The sequence below is a fragment of the Devosia sp. MC1541 genome (genome assembly GCF_012847305.1).
In the GTDB taxonomy this organism is placed as follows: Bacteria; Pseudomonadota; Alphaproteobacteria; order Rhizobiales; family Devosiaceae; genus Devosia.
In genome coordinates this window covers 87,784-104,646 of the sequence record NZ_JABBDZ010000014.1, presented here as the reverse complement: position 1 = coordinate 104,646, position 16,863 = coordinate 87,784, and the positions used below count along the sequence as shown (strand labels likewise).

18 protein-coding genes are annotated in these 16,863 nt (G+C 58.0%); 5 read left to right on the top strand and 13 right to left on the bottom strand.

The genetic code is table 11. The features are described from left to right. Positions 1-167: integrase core domain-containing protein (locus HKD40_RS14050; RefSeq protein WP_169196412.1), on the top strand; the 167-nt coding region annotated here is incomplete at its 5' end. Positions 168-414: 247 nt separating this feature from the next. Further along, the gene (locus tag HKD40_RS14045; RefSeq protein ID WP_169196411.1) at positions 415-816 is read left to right on the top strand and encodes a VOC family protein; all 402 of its coding nucleotides are present in this window, start codon (positions 415-417) and stop codon (positions 814-816) included. A 30-nt stretch (positions 817-846) separates the two neighbouring features. On the opposite strand, the gene HKD40_RS14040 is transcribed toward HKD40_RS14045, so the two are convergent. Next, positions 847-1,374 carry a hypothetical protein gene (locus tag HKD40_RS14040; RefSeq protein ID WP_169196410.1) on the bottom strand — a complete coding sequence of 176 codons (528 nt, stop codon included), beginning with the start codon at positions 1,372-1,374 and terminating at the stop codon, positions 847-849. A gap of 180 nt (positions 1,375-1,554) precedes the next feature. On the opposite strand from HKD40_RS14040, the gene HKD40_RS14035 reads away from it, so the two are divergent. Further along, on the top strand, positions 1,555-2,217 hold the full coding sequence (locus HKD40_RS14035; protein ID WP_169196409.1) for a L,D-transpeptidase: 663 nt from the start codon (positions 1,555-1,557) through the stop codon (positions 2,215-2,217). A gap of 59 nt (positions 2,218-2,276) precedes the next feature. On the opposite strand, the gene HKD40_RS14030 is transcribed toward HKD40_RS14035, so the two are convergent. From HKD40_RS14030 to HKD40_RS13995, 8 genes are all read right to left on the bottom strand, one after another. Further along, positions 2,277-2,657 (bottom strand): DUF983 domain-containing protein, encoded by a 381-nt coding sequence (locus HKD40_RS14030; protein WP_169196408.1) that lies wholly within the window; start codon positions 2,655-2,657, stop codon positions 2,277-2,279. 282 nt (positions 2,658-2,939) lie between these two features. Next, positions 2,940-3,839 carry a dienelactone hydrolase family protein gene (locus HKD40_RS14025; protein WP_169196407.1) on the bottom strand — a complete coding sequence of 300 codons (900 nt, stop codon included), beginning with the start codon at positions 3,837-3,839 and terminating at the stop codon, positions 2,940-2,942. A 78-nt stretch (positions 3,840-3,917) separates the two neighbouring features. Continuing rightward, positions 3,918-4,658 (bottom strand): ABC transporter permease, encoded by a 741-nt coding sequence (locus HKD40_RS14020; RefSeq protein WP_169196406.1) that lies wholly within the window; start codon positions 4,656-4,658, stop codon positions 3,918-3,920. Continuing rightward, positions 4,655-5,593: an ABC transporter ATP-binding protein gene (locus HKD40_RS14015; protein WP_169196405.1), complete on the bottom strand. Its 939-nt coding sequence runs from the start codon at positions 5,591-5,593 to the stop codon at positions 4,655-4,657. Before HKD40_RS14015 ends, HKD40_RS14020 begins: the two co-directional genes overlap by 4 nt. After that, positions 5,590-6,744, bottom strand: a complete 1,155-nt coding sequence (locus HKD40_RS14010; protein WP_169196415.1) for an ABC transporter permease — start codon at positions 6,742-6,744, stop codon at positions 5,590-5,592. The genes HKD40_RS14015 and HKD40_RS14010 overlap by 4 nt, the downstream gene beginning before the upstream one ends. A 52-nt stretch (positions 6,745-6,796) precedes the next feature. Continuing rightward, the gene (locus HKD40_RS14005) at positions 6,797-7,705 is read right to left on the bottom strand and encodes an ABC transporter substrate-binding protein (RefSeq protein ID WP_169196404.1); all 909 of its coding nucleotides are present in this window, start codon (positions 7,703-7,705) and stop codon (positions 6,797-6,799) included. Positions 7,706-7,844: 139 nt separating this feature from the next. Continuing rightward, a complete protein-coding gene (locus HKD40_RS14000) occupies positions 7,845-9,032 on the bottom strand; it encodes an MFS transporter (protein WP_169196403.1) in 1,188 nt (395 codons plus the stop codon). A 140-nt stretch (positions 9,033-9,172) separates the two neighbouring features. Beyond that, positions 9,173-10,162: a LacI family DNA-binding transcriptional regulator gene (locus HKD40_RS13995; protein ID WP_169196402.1), complete on the bottom strand. Its 990-nt coding sequence runs from the start codon at positions 10,160-10,162 to the stop codon at positions 9,173-9,175. Positions 10,163-10,354: 192 nt separating this feature from the next. Here HKD40_RS13995 and HKD40_RS13990 point away from each other — a divergent pair, with 192 nt between their 5' ends. Beyond that, the gene (locus HKD40_RS13990; protein ID WP_169196401.1) at positions 10,355-11,737 is read left to right on the top strand and encodes an ADP-ribosylglycohydrolase family protein; all 1,383 of its coding nucleotides are present in this window, start codon (positions 10,355-10,357) and stop codon (positions 11,735-11,737) included. A gap of 110 nt (positions 11,738-11,847) precedes the next feature. On the opposite strand, the gene HKD40_RS13985 is transcribed toward HKD40_RS13990, so the two are convergent. The 4 genes from HKD40_RS13985 to HKD40_RS13970 all read right to left on the bottom strand — a co-directional run bounded on the left by HKD40_RS13985 (position 11,848) and on the right by HKD40_RS13970 (position 15,790). Further along, positions 11,848-12,966 (bottom strand): Gfo/Idh/MocA family oxidoreductase, encoded by a 1,119-nt coding sequence (locus HKD40_RS13985; protein WP_169196400.1) that lies wholly within the window; start codon positions 12,964-12,966, stop codon positions 11,848-11,850. Between the two features lie 65 nt (positions 12,967-13,031). Continuing rightward, the gene (locus HKD40_RS13980; RefSeq protein ID WP_169196399.1) at positions 13,032-13,934 is read right to left on the bottom strand and encodes a sugar ABC transporter substrate-binding protein; all 903 of its coding nucleotides are present in this window, start codon (positions 13,932-13,934) and stop codon (positions 13,032-13,034) included. Between the two features lie 83 nt (positions 13,935-14,017). Beyond that, complete coding sequence (locus tag HKD40_RS13975; protein WP_169196398.1) at positions 14,018-14,998, bottom strand: ABC transporter permease; 981 nt, start codon at positions 14,996-14,998, stop codon at positions 14,018-14,020. A gap of 9 nt (positions 14,999-15,007) precedes the next feature. After that, positions 15,008-15,790 (bottom strand): ATP-binding cassette domain-containing protein, encoded by a 783-nt coding sequence (locus tag HKD40_RS13970; protein WP_169196397.1) that lies wholly within the window; start codon positions 15,788-15,790, stop codon positions 15,008-15,010. 199 nt (positions 15,791-15,989) lie between these two features. Here HKD40_RS13970 and HKD40_RS13965 point away from each other — a divergent pair, with 199 nt between their 5' ends. Continuing rightward, on the top strand, positions 15,990-16,856 hold the full coding sequence (locus HKD40_RS13965; RefSeq protein WP_169196396.1) for a MurR/RpiR family transcriptional regulator: 867 nt from the start codon (positions 15,990-15,992) through the stop codon (positions 16,854-16,856). Positions 16,857-16,863 lie beyond the last annotated feature (7 nt).

Sequence of the window (16,863 nt, the reverse complement as noted above, 5' to 3'; positions counted from 1 at the left end):
GATCGCACCGGTCAGATCAACAGGAGTTCTACCAGCTGCTCAGCTACAAGGGCGATGTTGATCTCGAGGCGAAACTGAACGAGTGGGAACGGTTCTATAACTTCGCCAGGCCGCACGGCGCGTTCAACGGAAAAACCCCTTACGAGGCCCTCCGAGAAAAGCTATAATCAGACAGAAAGATGTCCCGAAAGCACCTGCAGCTTACACTCCAGCCGTCACCCTCGGGCTTGACCCGAGGGCTCTGCACTTACCGGAGCAATCCAAAGAACAGTCGCCTCAGGCCAATATCTCGACCCGTGAGCTCTCAGCCACGCGGCGCATGTTCACGTTTTTAGCTCTGAGCCCGTGGCACGCCACGCAATATTGCTATGCCCCAAACAGAGGCATAGGCTGCTCGCCAAGGAGGACAACACGATGGATACCGCGAGCAAATTTGGGGGCGTCACGCCCTACCTCAGCGTCGATGGCGCACGCAAAGCGATCGAGTTCTATAAGGCCGCCTTTGGCGCGATAGAGCGCCACGCCTTGCCAAGCGACGACGGCAAGCTGATCATGCATGCCCATATCGACATCAACGGAACGCCGATCTTCCTCAGCGACTTCTTTCCCGACTACGGCTATCCCGCCGTCCCGCCGCAGGCCTTCAACCTGCACATTCACGTCGACAACGCTCAGATGTGGTGGGACCGCGCCTTGGCGGCAGGATGCACAGTTGGCCAGCCGCTCGAAAAGCAATTTTGGGGTGATATCTATGGTCAGCTAAAAGACCCCTTCGGCGTCACCTGGGCCATCGGCCAAGAGACCGCAGACTCATAAGACACTCTGCCCGTCGGGATCAGCCGAACCTCAGCCGCATGTCTCCAAGACTTTGCCGATCATCGTCTTGGAGCCACGCGCACCAAACACATGCGTATCAAGCTGATCAAAAGCCCCTCCGCCTTTCGTACGCACAAAGGCAACCCGCATACTGTCCCGCGCCTGTTGCGCAATCCGCGCCCACTGCCGCGCCACGGGCCCCCGCACGATCACCGAACTCCCCTCCAGATGCACCAGCGGCATATCCTGCGCAAAGCTAGTTCCACCCCCAGAGGACACCCGGCTTCCAGTAGCCGCGTCCGGGGTAATCGCTACGCTGATCGAACTCGCACCCACCACAGCCTTGTCCGGTGACTTCACCCAAAAACCCATGGTGAGCGTTCCGCCGCGACACGCAAACTGAAACTGGGCCTTGTCTGTCTCGAACCACGCAATGGGCGTCGCACCGCCCTCATAGCGCCAAAGCTCATCGGCCATGAGCGGCGCGGTGAAAGCCAAAGAAAGAACTGCGGCAGCAAAAATACGCATGGCAAACCAGTGAGTGATCAACAGGTTCACTGGCCCCCAAAACCGCTAAAATTCTCTTTCAATTTTCGCGAGCCAACAAAAGGTGATGACCCAGTCGCACACGGCGCCTGTCGCGCCGATCAAATAATTTCAGAGCACTTGCCAAGAGTTCGAGAGCAGAACACTCTCCTTCTCATCAAAGGACAAGCTTGGCTTGAGGACGAGTCTCATATGACCGAAGAACACTCCAATATCGGACTTAATCGTCGCCATGTTCTGTTTGGCGCAGCGTCGTTAGCGGCCCTGACGCTGGCCGGGTGCACGAGCATGGGCGGTGGCATGTCTCACGAGGAAGCTCTGCTCGCCTATGGTCCTCTGCCCAAAGAACGTTTTCCGGTCCCGGCCGTCAATCTGAACAAGGTCGACCCACGGTATTTGCGCCGCACGGTCGCCTATAAATCCAGTGAAGCGCCGGGAACGATCATCGTCGACCCGGGAAAATTTTATGTCTATCGCATCGAGGGGAACGGCATGGCAACGCGCTACGGCGCCAATGTTGGCCGCGCAGGCTTTCTCTGGAATGGCGACGCTTACATCGGCCGCAAGGCCGAGTGGCCGGTCTGGACGCCGCCCCGCGAAATGATCGCCCGCCAACCTGAAGTGGCAAAATATGCAGGCGGCATGGCCCCCGGCCTCGATAATCCACTCGGGGCACGGGTGCTCTATCTGTACCAAGATGGGCGCTACACGCTCTACACCATCTATAGCACCATCATGCCGGAGACGATCGGCAAGAACATCACCAGTGGCTGCGTCGGCCTGCTCACGCAAGACGCCAAGCATCTGTTCGACCAAACCCCGGTCGGCACCAAGGTTGTGGTGCTCAAGGCCTAGTCGCCAAAACACAAAAGGCCCCTGCGGGGGCCTTTTAGCAGTCTATCGACGATTGGGCCTCAGCGGTCCTGCTCGTCGCTCCAGCCTTTGGCCCACATCATGCCAATGATCGCCCCTTTGATGGGCGGCATCACCGCGAGCGAGCCGAAAAGCGTCACCGGCACCAAAATATAGAGATAGAACATCGGGTCATTCGCTCCCCGCAGTTCCATATCCAGCATCAACACAGCGACAACATGAACAATGAGCGTGATGACCACGAGGCTGGTAAACAACCCGGCCTTAAACTCGCCGATTGGTTCATTGCAGTTGGCGCAGACATCCACCTGTTCGAGATAGTGATGGAATAGCCATCCCTTCCCACAATTTGGGCACTTGCACTTGAGGCCACGCTTCATCGCTGGCCATACGCGCTTCTGGTTAGAGACTGGCTCTTGCATCTGCCTTCCCCTCTTTCGGATTGCGGCCCTCTAGGGCTAGGTCCGCATACCGCCTGGGTCAAAGTGGCGATTTGTATCACCCTGACCAAATTTTACGCATCAGGCGACTATAGTAGCCAAATCCCAAGGAGATCGGCCACGGAACAATTTTTACGCGTGTGCGGTGCCTTAAGGGAGAAACACGCATATGGGTTCCACACTCTTGACCTTACCCCTTGGGAAGGCCGTACCTACCGTGCCGGTCCCGCCAACCATCGGTCAATCCGGCCAATTGCGGCCCACTTAAGCCGACTCAGCGGCTTTCAAATAGCGCTCGAAAAACCATAAAACGCTGTCCCGCATCTGGGGCGTTTCCATATGGCCAACACCGGGCTCTATCAGCAAGTCGAGCGCTTCCGGTTTGCCCAGATAGGCCGCTTCAAGCTCCAGCCAAGCAGCCTTAAACGCATCGGGCGGCGTCAGGCTATCGTCTTCACCGATGCAGACCATTTGCGGGCGCGGCGCGATTAAGGCTGCCACCTGCCCAGCGTCAAACTCTTCGAGCAAGCCCGGCACGACCATATAGATGCCGTGACCATCATGCGCCCCGGAGGCGATCATCTCCCTCTGATTGGCAAAGCAACAGAGGTGTGCCACCACGGCAATGCGCTCGTCCAAGGCGGCATGAAAATAGCTCAGCGTCGACCCCATGGACATGCCCAGCGCACCGATGCGACCGGGATCAACATCGTCTCGGCTAGCGAGATAACTCAATGCGGCAGCTTCTTCATTGAGCATTTTGCCGAGCAGGGATTTCCCATACCAAAGCAAGGCCTTAGACGCGCTCGCTTCAGTAACGGTGTTACGTCGACCAAAACAGGGCATGTCGATGCACAGGGTGACATAGCCCGCTTTCGCCAAGGCCGGCCCAGGCCCATCGAGCAAATACTCCCGCCCCCGGATCAACTCCTCGGCGCCAATATCGTAATTGCCACCATGCGAATGTGCATAAAGGATCGCCGGTCCTTGTCCGTTCTGGTTGAGGGGCTTGGTCAGAAGCCCCCGCACCTGCTCCGCGCCGATTTGAAGCGTTAGAACTTCAAGAACATAGCCGTCACGTCTAGTTTCGAGGCTATCGATGACTGCTGCCTCGGGAACCTGCCAGCGAATGAGCTCAGCAAGCCGAGCGCGTGTCTTCGTCATGGTCCCCTCCAAGCCCAAAACCTAAGCGTCAAACAATCATACTTTTGAGAAAGTTCAAACTCCTTCCGCCACGTATAATTACCGCGCAGCAAGGCGATAGCGGCTCACCCGGCGTTCCAGAACCTGCAACAGATCGTTGATAATAATAGCCAACAGCGCAACGACCAGCGCCCCCTGAGCGATGAAGGCAATGTTGGAGTTGATCAATCCTGCGATGATCGTCTCCCCCAAGGTCGAGGCGGCAACTGTCGAACCAATCGTTGCCGTTCCCAGCGAAATAATCGCCGAAATCCGAATGCCTGCCAAAATCGCAGGCATAGCAATAGGCAATTCCACCTGCGTCAGCTTCTGCCATCCGGTCATGCCGACACCCTCTGCGGCTTCCGCAACTTGGGGTGGCACCGAGCTTAGCCCCGTTAGCGCATTCTCAAAGATCGGCAGCAAGCCATAGAGAAACAGCGCCAGAAGCGTCGGTGCTGTACCAAACCCCAGGATGGGCACCGCAAGGGCCAGAACCGCCACAGGCGGAAAGGTCTGTCCGACGTTGGCCAGCGTGCGCGACAGCGGCAGGAATTCCCGACCGAAAGGTCGCGTCACCAAAATCGCCAGTCCCACAGCCAATACAGCGCCCGCAAGTGTCGCCGCCAGCACCAGACCTAAATGGCTCAGCACCAGATTCAACACCGTGTTCTGCGTATAAATCACCGGCTGGCCCTCCTTGGCGAGAGGCGCGAACACAGGCTCAAACCACTGCGGCTGCGCAATGAATGCGACAAGGATGGCCAGCACAACTATATTGATCAGCGCGCCCCACCTCATTGTGGCCTCGCCGCTTGCCGGATGGCCGTGTCGAGCGTCACACGTCCAATGATTGCCCCTTGCGCGTCAGCCACGGGCACGGCCTTGCGCCCGCTCCACAATGCCTCCTCCAGCGCATCGCGCAGTGTTACGTGCTGGCCCAGTGGCAGCCCGCTGGCCTCACCCGCCTCAATGAAGGTGCCAATGGGTTGCAACGCAAGGCGTCGGAACGCCCGCTCCCCACTCCCCAGCAAGGCCCCAACAAATGGCGTTGCAGGTTTGACAACAATCTCGAGCGGCACGTCATATTGAACCAGCCTGCCCTGATCCATAACCGCGATCTTATCCCCCAGATCTATGGCCTCAGCCATGTCATGGGTCACGAGGACCACAGTCGTCCCTAGGCGTCGCTGAATGTGTTTGAGGTCTTCCTGCGCCCGCGATCGAATAATGGGATCGAGCGCGCCGAAGGGCTCATCCATAAGCAAGACTTTTGGCTCCGCCGCGAGCGCGCGGGCAACGCCAACGCGCTGTTGCTGCCCGCCAGAAAGTTCACTGGGATAGCGCTCCGCAAAATCCTGTTCAGGCAACTGAAACAGCTCAAGCAGTTCATGAACACGGCGCGCTATCTGACTCTGTTCCCAGCCCAAAAGACTGGGCACAGTCGCAATATTCTGCGCAACAGTGCGATGCGGAAAAAGGCCATGCCCTTGAATGGCGTAGCCAATCTCCCGCCGCAGCGTATGGGGTGGGACTGTCGAAATATCGCGTCCATCAATGCGGATTGCGCCGGAACTGGGCTCAACCAGCCGATTGATCATCCGCAAGAGCGTGGTTTTCCCCGACCCAGATGTCCCCACGATAGCAGCGATCTCGCCATCCGCCACGGTGAAGCTGACGTCATCGACAACGCATTTGTCGCCGAAGTGCTTAAAAACATGGTCAATTTCGATCATGTGCGCCCCTTCGTGGAAACACCTTCAACCAAAGCATCAAGAACAACGGCGGAGGCAAAGGCCAGCGCCACCGTCGGCACGGCACCGAGCAGGACCAGATCCATCGCCGTCTGACCAACGCCTTGAAACACAAAGACCCCTAAGCCTCCGCCGCCGATCAGCGAGGCAATGGTCGCAAGGCCAATGTTTTGGACCAGCACCACGCGGATTGCTGTGAGGAGCGAAGGAAAGGCGAGCGGAAGCTGGATGCGCAACATCCGCTGCCATGTGGTCATACCCATGCCTTTGGCAGCTTCGTTGGCAGCGGCTGGCACAGCAGCAAGGCCAGAAAGAGTGTTGGCTACGACCGGCATCAAAGAATAGAGAAATAGCGCGACCATGGCAGGCGCGGGACCGATCCCTGCTATGCCCAGATTGGCCGCTCCGGGGATATTCGCCGAGACCCAGGCCAAGGGCGCAATCAGTAGACCGAACAGCGCAATGGAGGGCACGGTCTGGATCGCACTCAATACGCCGACGACGCCGGCCCGGATCGGCTTTGCTTTATGCAAAACAATGCCGAGAGGAATGCCAACGACAACTGCCGCTGCCAGCGAGCCAAGCGCGAGGATAATATGGGTGCCAAGCTCACGCCAGAATACCTCAGCCTGATTGGCATATTCGCGCAGCACCGAGACATTTTCCCAGAGCCCGAACCAGAGAGCGGCCCCCGCGAGACCCGCAATCAGCACCACGACTGCGACCCGTGCAATCGGACCGAGCCTGAGCTTAACGACGCTATCCGTCGCCAAAAGCCCGAAAGCCAGCGCTGCAATCCACAGCCCACTGGCAGGCGCAGTTCGGGAAATCTTGTCGCCCTCTGTGGTTGCCATGTCCGCCGCAAAACCCAGTGCGACGGCTAGGCCAATAAGGGACGCCAAGGCCAGAACAAGCCGCCAACGCGGGTCAAACCTCAGCAGAGCGAGAGCGCCGACGCTCCCAAACATGACCATGGCCACAAGGCCCAAGGGCGCAGGGAGCGCATCGACCCAGCCCAAGGCTTGGCCGGGCACGATACGGTTGGCTTTGAAAACGACCAATGGCGACCACAAGGCAAACGCAACCAGCCCGGCGATAATCACGCCGAGCCGATCACACCACGCGTGCCCCATAGGTGCAGCTTGGCTTTCAACCACGCTCATCGCCAAGACAGCGACGGGCTAATTAGAGATAGCCCTGCTCAGTGAGCCAACTCACAGCCACATCCTTGGCTGCCTCGCCATTGACCTGAACCCGACCGTTCAGCTGTTGTAGAGTTGCCAGATCAAGCCCTTCGAAGATCGGACCCAAAATGTGCTCCAAATGCGGGTGCTCGTCGATAATCTCCTGACGGACGATTGCCGCTGGCTGGTACACAGGCTGCACGCCCTTGTCATCCTCCAGAACGACAAGATCGGAAGCCGAGATTGCGCCGTCAGTGCCATAGACCATGGCAGCATTCACGCCATCCGTTTGCTGAGCGGCCGCAGCAATAGTGGCCGCCGTATCGCCACCAGCGAGCGTCACCAATTGTTCAGGCTTGAGGGTAAACCCATAGACCTCCTGAAATTTAGGCAAGGCTGCGGGCGAACTGACAAACTCTGCAGAAGCCGCCAGTTTCACCTCGCCGCCTCCGGCAACAAACTTACCAAAGTCAGAAAAGGTCACGAGCCCATTGGCTTCGGCGACGTCTCTGCGGAGCGCAACTGCCCAGGTGTTATTGGCAGGCGCAGGGGCAAGCCAGACGATCTTGTTGGCCTCCAGGTCCAGCTTCGCCGCCTCCGCATAGGCCTGTTCGGCATTGGTCCAGAGCGGATCATCGGCCTTATTGAAGAAGAAAGCCGCATTGCCGGTGTATTCTGGATAGATGTCGATCTGACCGGCCAGAATGGCCTCACGCACCACCGATGTTGCGCCCAACTGAATTTTCTCTGTCACTGCAATGTCATTGGCTTGCAGCACCTGCGAGATGATGTTGCCGAGCACCCCGCCTTCCGTATCAATTTTAGAGGCAACCACGACCTGTGCTTGGGTCATGGTGGTCGTCATTGCTAGCGCAATGGCAATGCTCGAAATTTTGGTCACGAAACGCATAGTTGAAAACTCTCCATGTCGTCTGGCCAAATCCAGCCCGGCAAAAGTCTCGCCGCGCTGAGTGACAGAACTTGTCAGGGTAAAATCCTGTCACACCGATGGGGTTCCCAAATTGCAGTCGTCCTAATCGCCGCGAGTCCTATGCGGCTTTCCGCTCCGCGCGGATCGCCACGAGGGCCGCGACAAGCGCAGCGAGCGCCGTGGCGAGAATGATGAGCAATAGCGAATAGCGCGCGTTCTCGGGCGTAATGATCACGCCGACCAATCCTGAGATAACGGCCGCCCCGCCCACGGAAATCGCGCTGGCAAGTCCCGCGGCACTCCCAATCAGCTGCGGCTTGACCGAAATCGCCCCCGCATTTGCGCTCGGCTGCGTAAAGCCATTGGCAAAGCCGACAAACATGCACGGCACAAAAAGCATCAGCACATGGTCTGCCCCTGCCCACACGACGAGCAGCCCACCCAAGAGCCCGCCGATGGCCAAAAGCCGCCCGAGCAGAAGCAATCGAGACAGCTCGAGCTTGCCCGACAAACGCCCGGCAAAAAAACTACCCAGCATGAAGCCGACCGTGATTGTCCCCAAGAGCAGGCCGAGGGTTGCGGGCGAAACGTTATAGAGTGCGTGCGCTGCCAGAGGCGCGCCAGCCAGGAACGCATAAAATCCGCCCATGGAGAAAGACATGCAAAGCGCATAGGCCCAGAATTTCTGCGACGACAGCAACTCCGGATAGGCCCGCATTTGCGACAGCACAGAGGTCGACCGCTTATAGTTGGTTTCGCGGAAATCAGACCAGCACAGAACCAGCACCAGAACCGCCAACACAGCCAGTAGCGCGAAACCGACGCGCCACCCGAACACTTGATCTATGACCCCACTGATGCTTGGCCCGAGCAAAGGGGCAATGCCCCAAGCCGTCGCGATATAGCCAATCTTGCTCGCGGCCTCTTCGCGCGTATGGACGTCGCGAATTGAGGCCAAAGACACCGCATAAACCGGCGCAATCACCGCCTGCACCATACGGAAAGCGAGGAAGCTGGTCGCGTCTTGCGCCAAGGCCGCGCCGAGCGTGGCGAAAAGAAAAACCGCGAGGGCGGCGAGAATGACCGGGCGTCGGCCAAAACGATCAGAAAGTGGCCCAAGCACCAGCTGCAAACACGCCGATACGCCAGCATACCCAGCCAGCGCCAAGCCGATAACGCCGTAATCAACCTCAAACTCCAGCGCCAAAGCCGAAAGCGACGGCACGATGAAATTTAACGGCAAGACAGCAAGTGCAGCCAGCAAAATCAGGGTTATGACGCGCGGCGCGCGAACTTCTGTCGTCATTGGGAAACCGCCTTTGCCAGCCGGAGATGGAAGTCGAAACTGAGCCTCAGCCCAGTTCCTTCCATTTCAGCTTAACCTATGCAGCACGACAAAAATCGCCAACTCTGTTCATCATGTGAGAGACAGCTCGCAACGGGCGTCTATTCGCCCGACCATGGCCCACTTGAGCCGCGGTGGACCAATGACACCGGCACAACACGATCTTCGCGGCTGATCCCCGGCGCCTTAATGCGTTGGATGAGCAGATCGACGGCCCCTTCGCCCAATCTGTCCAGTGGCTGACGCACGGTGGACAGGTCAATCAGCGGCCAGCTGCTCATCTGCATATCGTCGAAGCCGATGACAGAAACATCTTGCGGAACACGAAGTCCGAATGTTTTCAACGCGCTGAGTGCTGCAATCGCAACCAAATCATTCACGCAGGCAATAGCTGTCACCGCGCGCCGACCAATGGCCTCTATGGCGCTTTCTGGCAGCTGGGGAATGAGATCAACCTCGTGCTCCCATACAATCTCAAGCCGCCCATAGGCTGTGGCGAGAAATCCCGCCCGCCGACTTTCCGAGGAGAAAAGCTCCTGTCGTCCGCGCAAATAGCCAACGCGCTTATGACCCAGAGCGATGAGGTGCTCTGCCATCAGCCGCCCACCGACGAAATGATCAGACATGATGCTGTCTAGGCCGAGATGAGGAGAGTCCAAGGCAACGAGCGGGAAGTGTTCAATGCCGTCCATATCGAAGCCGGGATGAAGGAGGGCGACGGCCCCGTCGACTCCATGGTTGATCAGCGTCTGGATCAAATTCTCCTCGCGCTCAATCTCGGTTCCAGAATCAACAACAACGGTAGCGAAGCCATGCGCTTCAGCGCGCCTCTGAACTGCCTGTGCGATTTCGGGAAAGATCGGACTGGTCAAGCTAGGCAAGAGGCAACCAATAGTATTGTTGCGCCCGGTCTTGAGCGCACGAGCCGCGTTATTGCGCGTATAGCCCAACTCGGCCGCGACCCTGCGGACCAACTTATCCACCTCGGACGAGACTTTATTAAGATCGTTCAACACGTAAGAGACTGTAGCGGACGATACGCCCGCAGCTCTTGCGACGTCTTTGATGGTCGGACCGCGCCCTTTAATCATTCCGATCAAATCCCCCGTTCATCCGCCCCTTCATTGCTGAAAACTCCTCCGCCGCCAAGGAAATACTAGTCCCTGCCCGCTCCATCTTGACGCCCGCCAATAAATGCCTTTAAAAGTTTACACGATTAAACGCCGCTCATCAGGCGGTTTGCGAGCGCTCCGGCTTCCGCAGCGTGACGAAGGACTATTGCTATGAAAGCTTGGGAACTCACCCGAGATCTACTGCGCGACACCAAGCCTGTCGTGCGGACCGCTGAAGAACAGACCTGGGACGCGACCGATGTCATGGCCGGGACGGACTTCAACCTCAAGCTCTTTTGGTCCAGCAATGTTCCGGGCTCCGCGGCCCCAGAAAGCCTGATGGCTGGCGCGCTGCAGTCGCTTGAAAACAAGGGCTACATCCTCGCGCCTTACGCTGACTTGCTCCAGCAAGGTCTCGATGCCGTTGCCGCTGGCGACTACGAAAACCTCTACATGATCGACATGCGCCTGCGCGCCATCATGCAGGCCGCCAAGCCCGATCCAGAACACAAGTCGCAGAAGACCCTGCGCTACCAGTCTTGGGAAGAGTTCGACGCGGCCGTAACGTGGCCAGCTGACGACGCTGTCGACACCACCAGCGAAGATTTCGCCGATCAGACCCGCGCCGCTTGGCTCGGTCAGCTCGTTGGCGCCGCTGCCGGCACCGCGCTCGAAGGCTACACCGCTGACAATATTGCCGAAGTGTTCGGCCCGATCACCAGCTACCCGCGCGAACCCAACACCTATAACGACGATATCACCTTCGAGATCGCCTTCCTCGAAGCCTATCGCGAAAAGGGTTCGGCTGTGACCGGTGAAGACATCGCCGCTCGTTGGACTGGCATGATCCCGCTCGGCTGGTCGGCAGAAGCTATCGCGCTCAACAATATCCGTCGTGGCATTCTCCCGCCCGTCTCCGGTTCGCTCGACAACCCATTCGACGAATGGATCGGCGGCCAGATGCGCGGCACCATTTGCGGCATGGTCGTTCCCGGCCAGGCTCGTGAAGCCGCACGCCTTGCTTATATGGACGCTGAAATCTCTGCAGCCGGTAACGGCATTTTGGGCGAAGTGTTCAATGCCGTTCTCGCGGCCCGCGCTTACACGCTCACCGACACGCGTGAGCTGCTGAACTCGACTATCGATCTCATCTCCACCGAAACCGAATACGGTGCCGTTCTGGCTTTCGCGCGCAATGCTTGCGAAACCTCGCCAGATTGGCGCTCGGCTTGGGCCAAGTGCGATGAAGAATACGTCGAATACAACTGGATCCACGTGTACCCCAACGCTGCCGCTCAGGTCGTGGCGCTGTGGTTTGGTGAAGGCGACTTCGACAAGACCCTCGAAATCATCTGCGGCATTGGTCACGACGTTGACTGCAACGCCGCTCAAATCCTGTGCGTCATCGGCATTCAGAAGCGCAGCGGCGTGATCGCAGAGAGCTGGTACAAGCCGCTGATCGCAGACGATATCGTCACCTACATGCGCCGACCGGCTAAAATCGCCTTCGCAGACCTCGTTGCCCAGACAATTGAGGGCGCGCAGAAGGCGTGACGAACACAGAGCATGGCGGTGCCCCACTGCCGTGCTCTGCCCACCTTACGCCCGTCAAGAGGCGTAGAAACGCAAGGCCCTTCCCCCGAGGGCCTTGCAACCTCTAGCGGCTAGTCTTTCAGCCGCACCCAGCGACCATCAGAATGGCTTTTCGCCATGGCATGGATAGCGCGCTCAATCTCCAGCCCCTTGGCAAAATCAATCACATGCCCCTGCCCGCTCTTGATCGTGCGGATAAGCTCGTGCGCCTCGATCGCCTTGAGGTCGTTGAAACCCAGGCCATGGCCTGCTGCCGGAACAAATAGATTATAGGGCGGATGGTCGGGCCCAGCCAAAATGGTCCTGAACCCTTGATCGGCCGGCTTGCCGCTGCGCGTGAAGAGCTGCAACTCATTCATCCGCTCCTGATCATAGGCAATCGTGCCGTCAGAGCCAAAGAGTTGTATGGCAATGCGCCCCTTACGCCCCCAGGCGGCGCGGGACAGCTGAATGGCTCCAGAAGTACCGTCCGTCAGACGGAGGAGGACATGGGCGACGTCAAAGTTCTCAACATCGCGGGCCGTGCCGTCCGCGGTCACCCGGCTTGCATAGGGCTTCCCGAGATCGGCAAAAACCGCCTCAACAGGCTCGAGCATGGTCGAGAGAATGGACAGTGGATGCACGCCGAAATCATCGACCACGCCATAGCCGGACTTGGCCTCGCTGCGCCACGAGAAAGGCGCGTTCGCATCCGCCATAAAATCCTCATCCATCTCCACACGGAACGAATGCACCTGACCAATCGCGCCGGATTTGACCAGCTTGGCCATGTGCCGGACCATTGGATTTTGGATGTAATTATAGCCCAACACCGCCTTGCGGCCGCTCGCCTTGGCCGCCGCCAACATACGCTCGGCATCAGCAAAACTTGGCGACATCGGCTTTTCGCACCAAACATGCTTGCCAGCCTCAAGGGCCGCAATCGCCATTTCAGCATGCAGAGCATTGGGCGTCGTGATGGAGATGACCTGAACTTCGGGGTCCAGCAGCAGATCCCGCCAATTGCCGGTCGCGCGTTTAAACCCAAGCTTATGCGCCTGATCGTCGGCCAGTTCGCGGTTCCACTCGGCCAGATGGATCAGCCGTGGCCGCTCAACATCGCCGAATATGGACGCCACACTGTTCCAAGCCAGCGCGTGGCACTTCCCCATATAGCCTGTGCCGATAAGGCCAACACCTAAGCCCGCCATGCTTCTCTCCCAGACATGCAGACGGCGCCCATAAAGAGCGCCGTCGTTTCGTTTGTTAAGTCCGCTTACTTGTATTCAGCAGCATTGGACGCATCGACCAGCACGGTGCCGGTATCGACCCAAGCGTCGACAGTTTCGCCCTTCTTGAGCTTGATCAGGCTTTCAATGCCGAACTTGCCCATATTGGTTGGTGCCTGAGCAATCGAAGCTTCCATGTCACCAGCGATGATGGCATTGGCAGCATCTGGGTTGGCGTCAAAACCAACGATGGTGATCTTGTCGAGAAGCGCTGCCTGTTTGACAGCTTCAACAGCACCGAGCGCCATATTGTCGTTCGAGCCGAAGATACCAGCAAGGTTTGGATTACCAGCCAGAATGGTTTCGGTCACAGAAATACCGGTCGCACGATCCCAGTTTGCTGGCTGTTCGGCCACGATCTTGAGGCCGCAACCTTCAAGACCACCCTTAGCACCATTGTACCGTTCCTGACCGGTCGACTGGCTGATCAGGCCCTGCAGAATGGCGACTTCAGCGCCGCTCGGCAGGTTGTCACAAAGATACTTGGCGGCAAGTGCAGCGCCGACTTCGTTGTTGGTGCCGATGAAGGAAACGCCTTCATTGGTGCCACGGGTGTCGACGAACACCACTGGAATGCCCTGAGCCTTAGCTGCCTCCACAACCGGGGCCAGAGCGTTTGGATCGGTTGGAGCCAGCGCAATGCCGTCAACCTTCTGTGCGATCAAGTCTTCGATCTGGTTGATCTGAGCCTGAACGTCGGATTCCTGTGGCGGAGCCACAACAATCACTTCAACGCCATGCTCAGCACCGGCCGCCTTGGCACCGGCTTCAACAGCGGCCCAGAACGGGTTGCCCGCGCCGGGGCCCTTCATACCGAGCACATAGGTTTCTGCCTGTGCGCCGATTGCCATGGTTGCGAAAGCAACGCTAGCGAGTAGTACAGCTTTCATCACGGTCCTCCCTAAGAACCACTCCACTTGAAACTACGGTTCGGTCCGGCTGGAGTGCACCGGACCGACCTGTTGGTAAAATCCTAGCGGCGAACCGATGCCCGACGACGGACCACGTCGATCCAGACCGCGAAGATAATGACGGCACCAATAAGAACCATCTGCCAGAACGGGCTGACATTGTTGATGTTTAGGCCGTTCCTCAAAAGCCCCATGATCAACACACCAGCCAGAACGCCGATCACCGTGCCACGCCCACCAAAGAAGGACGCACCGCCAATGATAACCGCCGCAATGGCGTCAAGTTCAAGCCCGATCCCCGCATTGGGGAAACCAGAGTCCGTACGACCAGCGAGCAACAACCCGCCAAGACCAGCAAAGAACCCCGAGATAACGTAGACCAAGACCAGCACGCGGTCGACGTTGACCCCGGACACACGAGCCGCCTGCGGATTGCCGCCAATGGCATAGATATGACGACCCACATTGGTCTTCTCGAGGAAGAACCACAGGCCCACGGCACAGACCGCAACCAGAAGGAGCGAGGCCGGAATACCTGCCGGTGGCGCAAAAATGCCAAGGTCATAATAGGCCTGCCCGATGTACCGTACTTCAGGCTGCAGACCCGAAACCGGCGCGCCATTGGTGGCGAGATAGGTCAGACCGCGAGCGATATTGAGCGTGCCGAGCGTCATGATGAACGGGTGCGGTAGCTTCAGCCACGTCAGGCCAATGCCGTTGACGAGACCCACTGCGATCCCAACGAGCGGCCCAATCAGAATAACGACCGGCCACGGCAGCCCCATCTTGCTGGCGACCGCCAGACACACCATTCCCAAGGCCATGGTTGAACCGACCGACAAGTCGATACCGGCGGTAACGATGACGACGAACATGCCGAGCGCCAACAGCGCCAAGGTCGCGTTCTGCTTGAGAATATTGGTCAGGTTCTGCGGTGTCAGGAACACGTCAGGACGCGACAGCGCAATCACAAAGGCCATCACCAGAACGACGATGATAATGCCGTAGGACTCAAGGAATTTGGAGAGCTTGGGGTTATACATCTCAGGCTCCTACAGACGGTCATGAGCAAGGGCTTCATTGTGCCCCTTGGTGCCCATGATCCAACCGATCACTTCGTTACGATGCGTTTGATCCAGCGGCGCTTCAGCGAAATTCGTGCCCTGATAGAGCGCCATGACGCGGTCGCAGCAGTAGAAGATATCGTCCATACGGTGCGAGATGATGATCACCGCCACACCGTGGTCCTTCAGCCGTTTGATCAAGTCGAGCACCTTGCCCACTTCCTTGATCGCCAAGGCGGCAGTCGGCTCATCCATGATAACCAGACGCGCATCAAACGCCGTCGCACGGGCAATTGCCACAGCCTGACGCTGCCCACCGGAGAGATCTTCGGTGTTCTGGTCGACCGACTTCACATGAATGTGGAGGTTATCGAGATGCTTCTTAGCCATCTCTCGGGACTTGCTGTGGTCAATGACAGTCAGCGGCCCGAACTTCACACCCGGCTCGCGCCCCATATAGATGTTTTCGTAAATGGGCATGTTTCCGGCGAGCGCGAAGTCCTGATAGACCATCTCAATGCCTTGAGCACGAGCGTCCTTGGGGCTAGAAAACCGCACCGGCTTGCCGTCGAGCACCAATTCGCCTTCAGAAGGCTGAAACAGGCCCGACAGAATTTTCATCAAGGTCGACTTGCCCGCGCCATTGTCACCAACAACGCCCAGCACTTCACCTTTGCCAACATGGAAGTTCACATCATGCAGAGCGGTGATCGCCCCGAAATGCTTTGCTACTCCCCGCGCCTCCAACAGAGGCACCTGCGTATGAGCCATGTCTGTTCCTCCCAGTCACAGCAGCAAATAGAACGCCTGTTCATATTTGCGAGTTAGTAGAACATTCATTCCATCTATGTTAGAAAGCGTCAACAGTATTCTTCAAACAAATTGCTCGCCTTTTGAGCCAAACAGCGAAGACCACTGACACCATTGAATAATCTTCTCCCTCGCAGGGATCGCTCTGGAGTATTTTAGAATGACCAACTCAAAACACACTCCAGAATCCAACAACAAGCTAGCCCCGCCCCGCGATTATTCTGCCTTGCGCGACATGGTTGTTGCGCGCTGGGAAGACCTCCCCAAGCGCCTAACCGAAGTTGCTCGCTACGCACTAGATAATCCTGATGAAATTGCTTTTGGAACGGCAGCCTCGATCGCCGCCAAGGCCAATGTTCAACCATCGACCCTGGTTCGCTTTTCCCAGTCGCTCGGCTACCAAGGCTTTTCCGATCTGCAGGATGTGTTCCGCTCCCGTCTGCGCGATCAGGTGATTGGCTATGACCAACGCCTCGCCAAGTTCGGCGAGAATGCGGACGGCAAGTCCCGCTCCACTTTGATTCTGGAAGGGGTCACCGAAGCCGCCAGCACCTCGCTCGCGGCGCTGCAGAGCCGTACTCAGCCTGACCAGCTCGACAAGGCCCTCGACATCCTTACCCCCGCCGAGACCATTTATTTGGTCGGCCTGCGCCGCTCGTTCCCGGCCACGTCTTATCTGGCTTATGTCTTGGGCAAGCTCGGAATTAAGTCCATGCTGATCGATGCGGTCGGCGGGCTCGCTCCAGAGCAAGCCAGCTTCATCACCCCGCAGGACGCCGCCATCACCATCTCCTTCACACCCTATGCGAGCGAGACGGTCGCCCTCACCCAGCAAGTGCGGGAGCGCGGGGCAAAAGTGGTGGCCATTACGGATTCAGTCTTCTCGCCACTGACAGCGCAGTCGGACCTCTGGTTTGAATTGGCCGAGGCTGACTTTGAAGGGTTCCGCACCCTTAACGCAACGATCACCCTCGCAATGGCAATCGCAGTTGGAATTGCCGACCGCCGCAAAGCGACGGCCGGCTAAATTATTG

Excerpts from the sequence above, each read along its gene's own strand:
- HKD40_RS14045 (WP_169196411.1), top strand. The coding sequence starts at position 415 with ATGGATACCGCGAGCAAATTTGGGGGCGTCACGCCCTACCTCAGCGTC.
- HKD40_RS14035 (WP_169196409.1), top strand. The coding sequence starts at position 1,555 with ATGACCGAAGAACACTCCAATATCGGACTTAATCGTCGCCATGTTCTG.
- HKD40_RS14030 (WP_169196408.1), bottom strand. The coding sequence starts at position 2,657 with ATGCAAGAGCCAGTCTCTAACCAGAAGCGCGTATGGCCAGCGATGAAG.
- HKD40_RS14025 (WP_169196407.1), bottom strand. The coding sequence starts at position 3,839 with ATGACGAAGACACGCGCTCGGCTTGCTGAGCTCATTCGCTGGCAGGTT.
- HKD40_RS14020 (WP_169196406.1), bottom strand. The coding sequence starts at position 4,658 with ATGAGGTGGGGCGCGCTGATCAATATAGTTGTGCTGGCCATCCTTGTC.
- HKD40_RS14015 (WP_169196405.1), bottom strand. The coding sequence starts at position 5,593 with ATGATCGAAATTGACCATGTTTTTAAGCACTTCGGCGACAAATGCGTT.
- HKD40_RS14010 (WP_169196415.1), bottom strand. The coding sequence starts at position 6,744 with ATGGGGCACGCGTGGTGTGATCGGCTCGGCGTGATTATCGCCGGGCTG.
- HKD40_RS14005 (WP_169196404.1), bottom strand. The coding sequence starts at position 7,705 with ATGCGTTTCGTGACCAAAATTTCGAGCATTGCCATTGCGCTAGCAATG.
- HKD40_RS14000 (WP_169196403.1), bottom strand. The coding sequence starts at position 9,032 with ATGACGACAGAAGTTCGCGCGCCGCGCGTCATAACCCTGATTTTGCTG.
- HKD40_RS13995 (WP_169196402.1), bottom strand. The coding sequence starts at position 10,162 with ATGATTAAAGGGCGCGGTCCGACCATCAAAGACGTCGCAAGAGCTGCG.
- HKD40_RS13990 (WP_169196401.1), top strand. The coding sequence starts at position 10,355 with ATGAAAGCTTGGGAACTCACCCGAGATCTACTGCGCGACACCAAGCCT.
- HKD40_RS13985 (WP_169196400.1), bottom strand. The coding sequence starts at position 12,966 with ATGGCGGGCTTAGGTGTTGGCCTTATCGGCACAGGCTATATGGGGAAG.
- HKD40_RS13980 (WP_169196399.1), bottom strand. The coding sequence starts at position 13,934 with ATGAAAGCTGTACTACTCGCTAGCGTTGCTTTCGCAACCATGGCAATC.
- HKD40_RS13975 (WP_169196398.1), bottom strand. The coding sequence starts at position 14,998 with ATGTATAACCCCAAGCTCTCCAAATTCCTTGAGTCCTACGGCATTATC.
- HKD40_RS13970 (WP_169196397.1), bottom strand. The coding sequence starts at position 15,790 with ATGGCTCATACGCAGGTGCCTCTGTTGGAGGCGCGGGGAGTAGCAAAG.
- HKD40_RS13965 (WP_169196396.1), top strand. The coding sequence starts at position 15,990 with ATGACCAACTCAAAACACACTCCAGAATCCAACAACAAGCTAGCCCCG.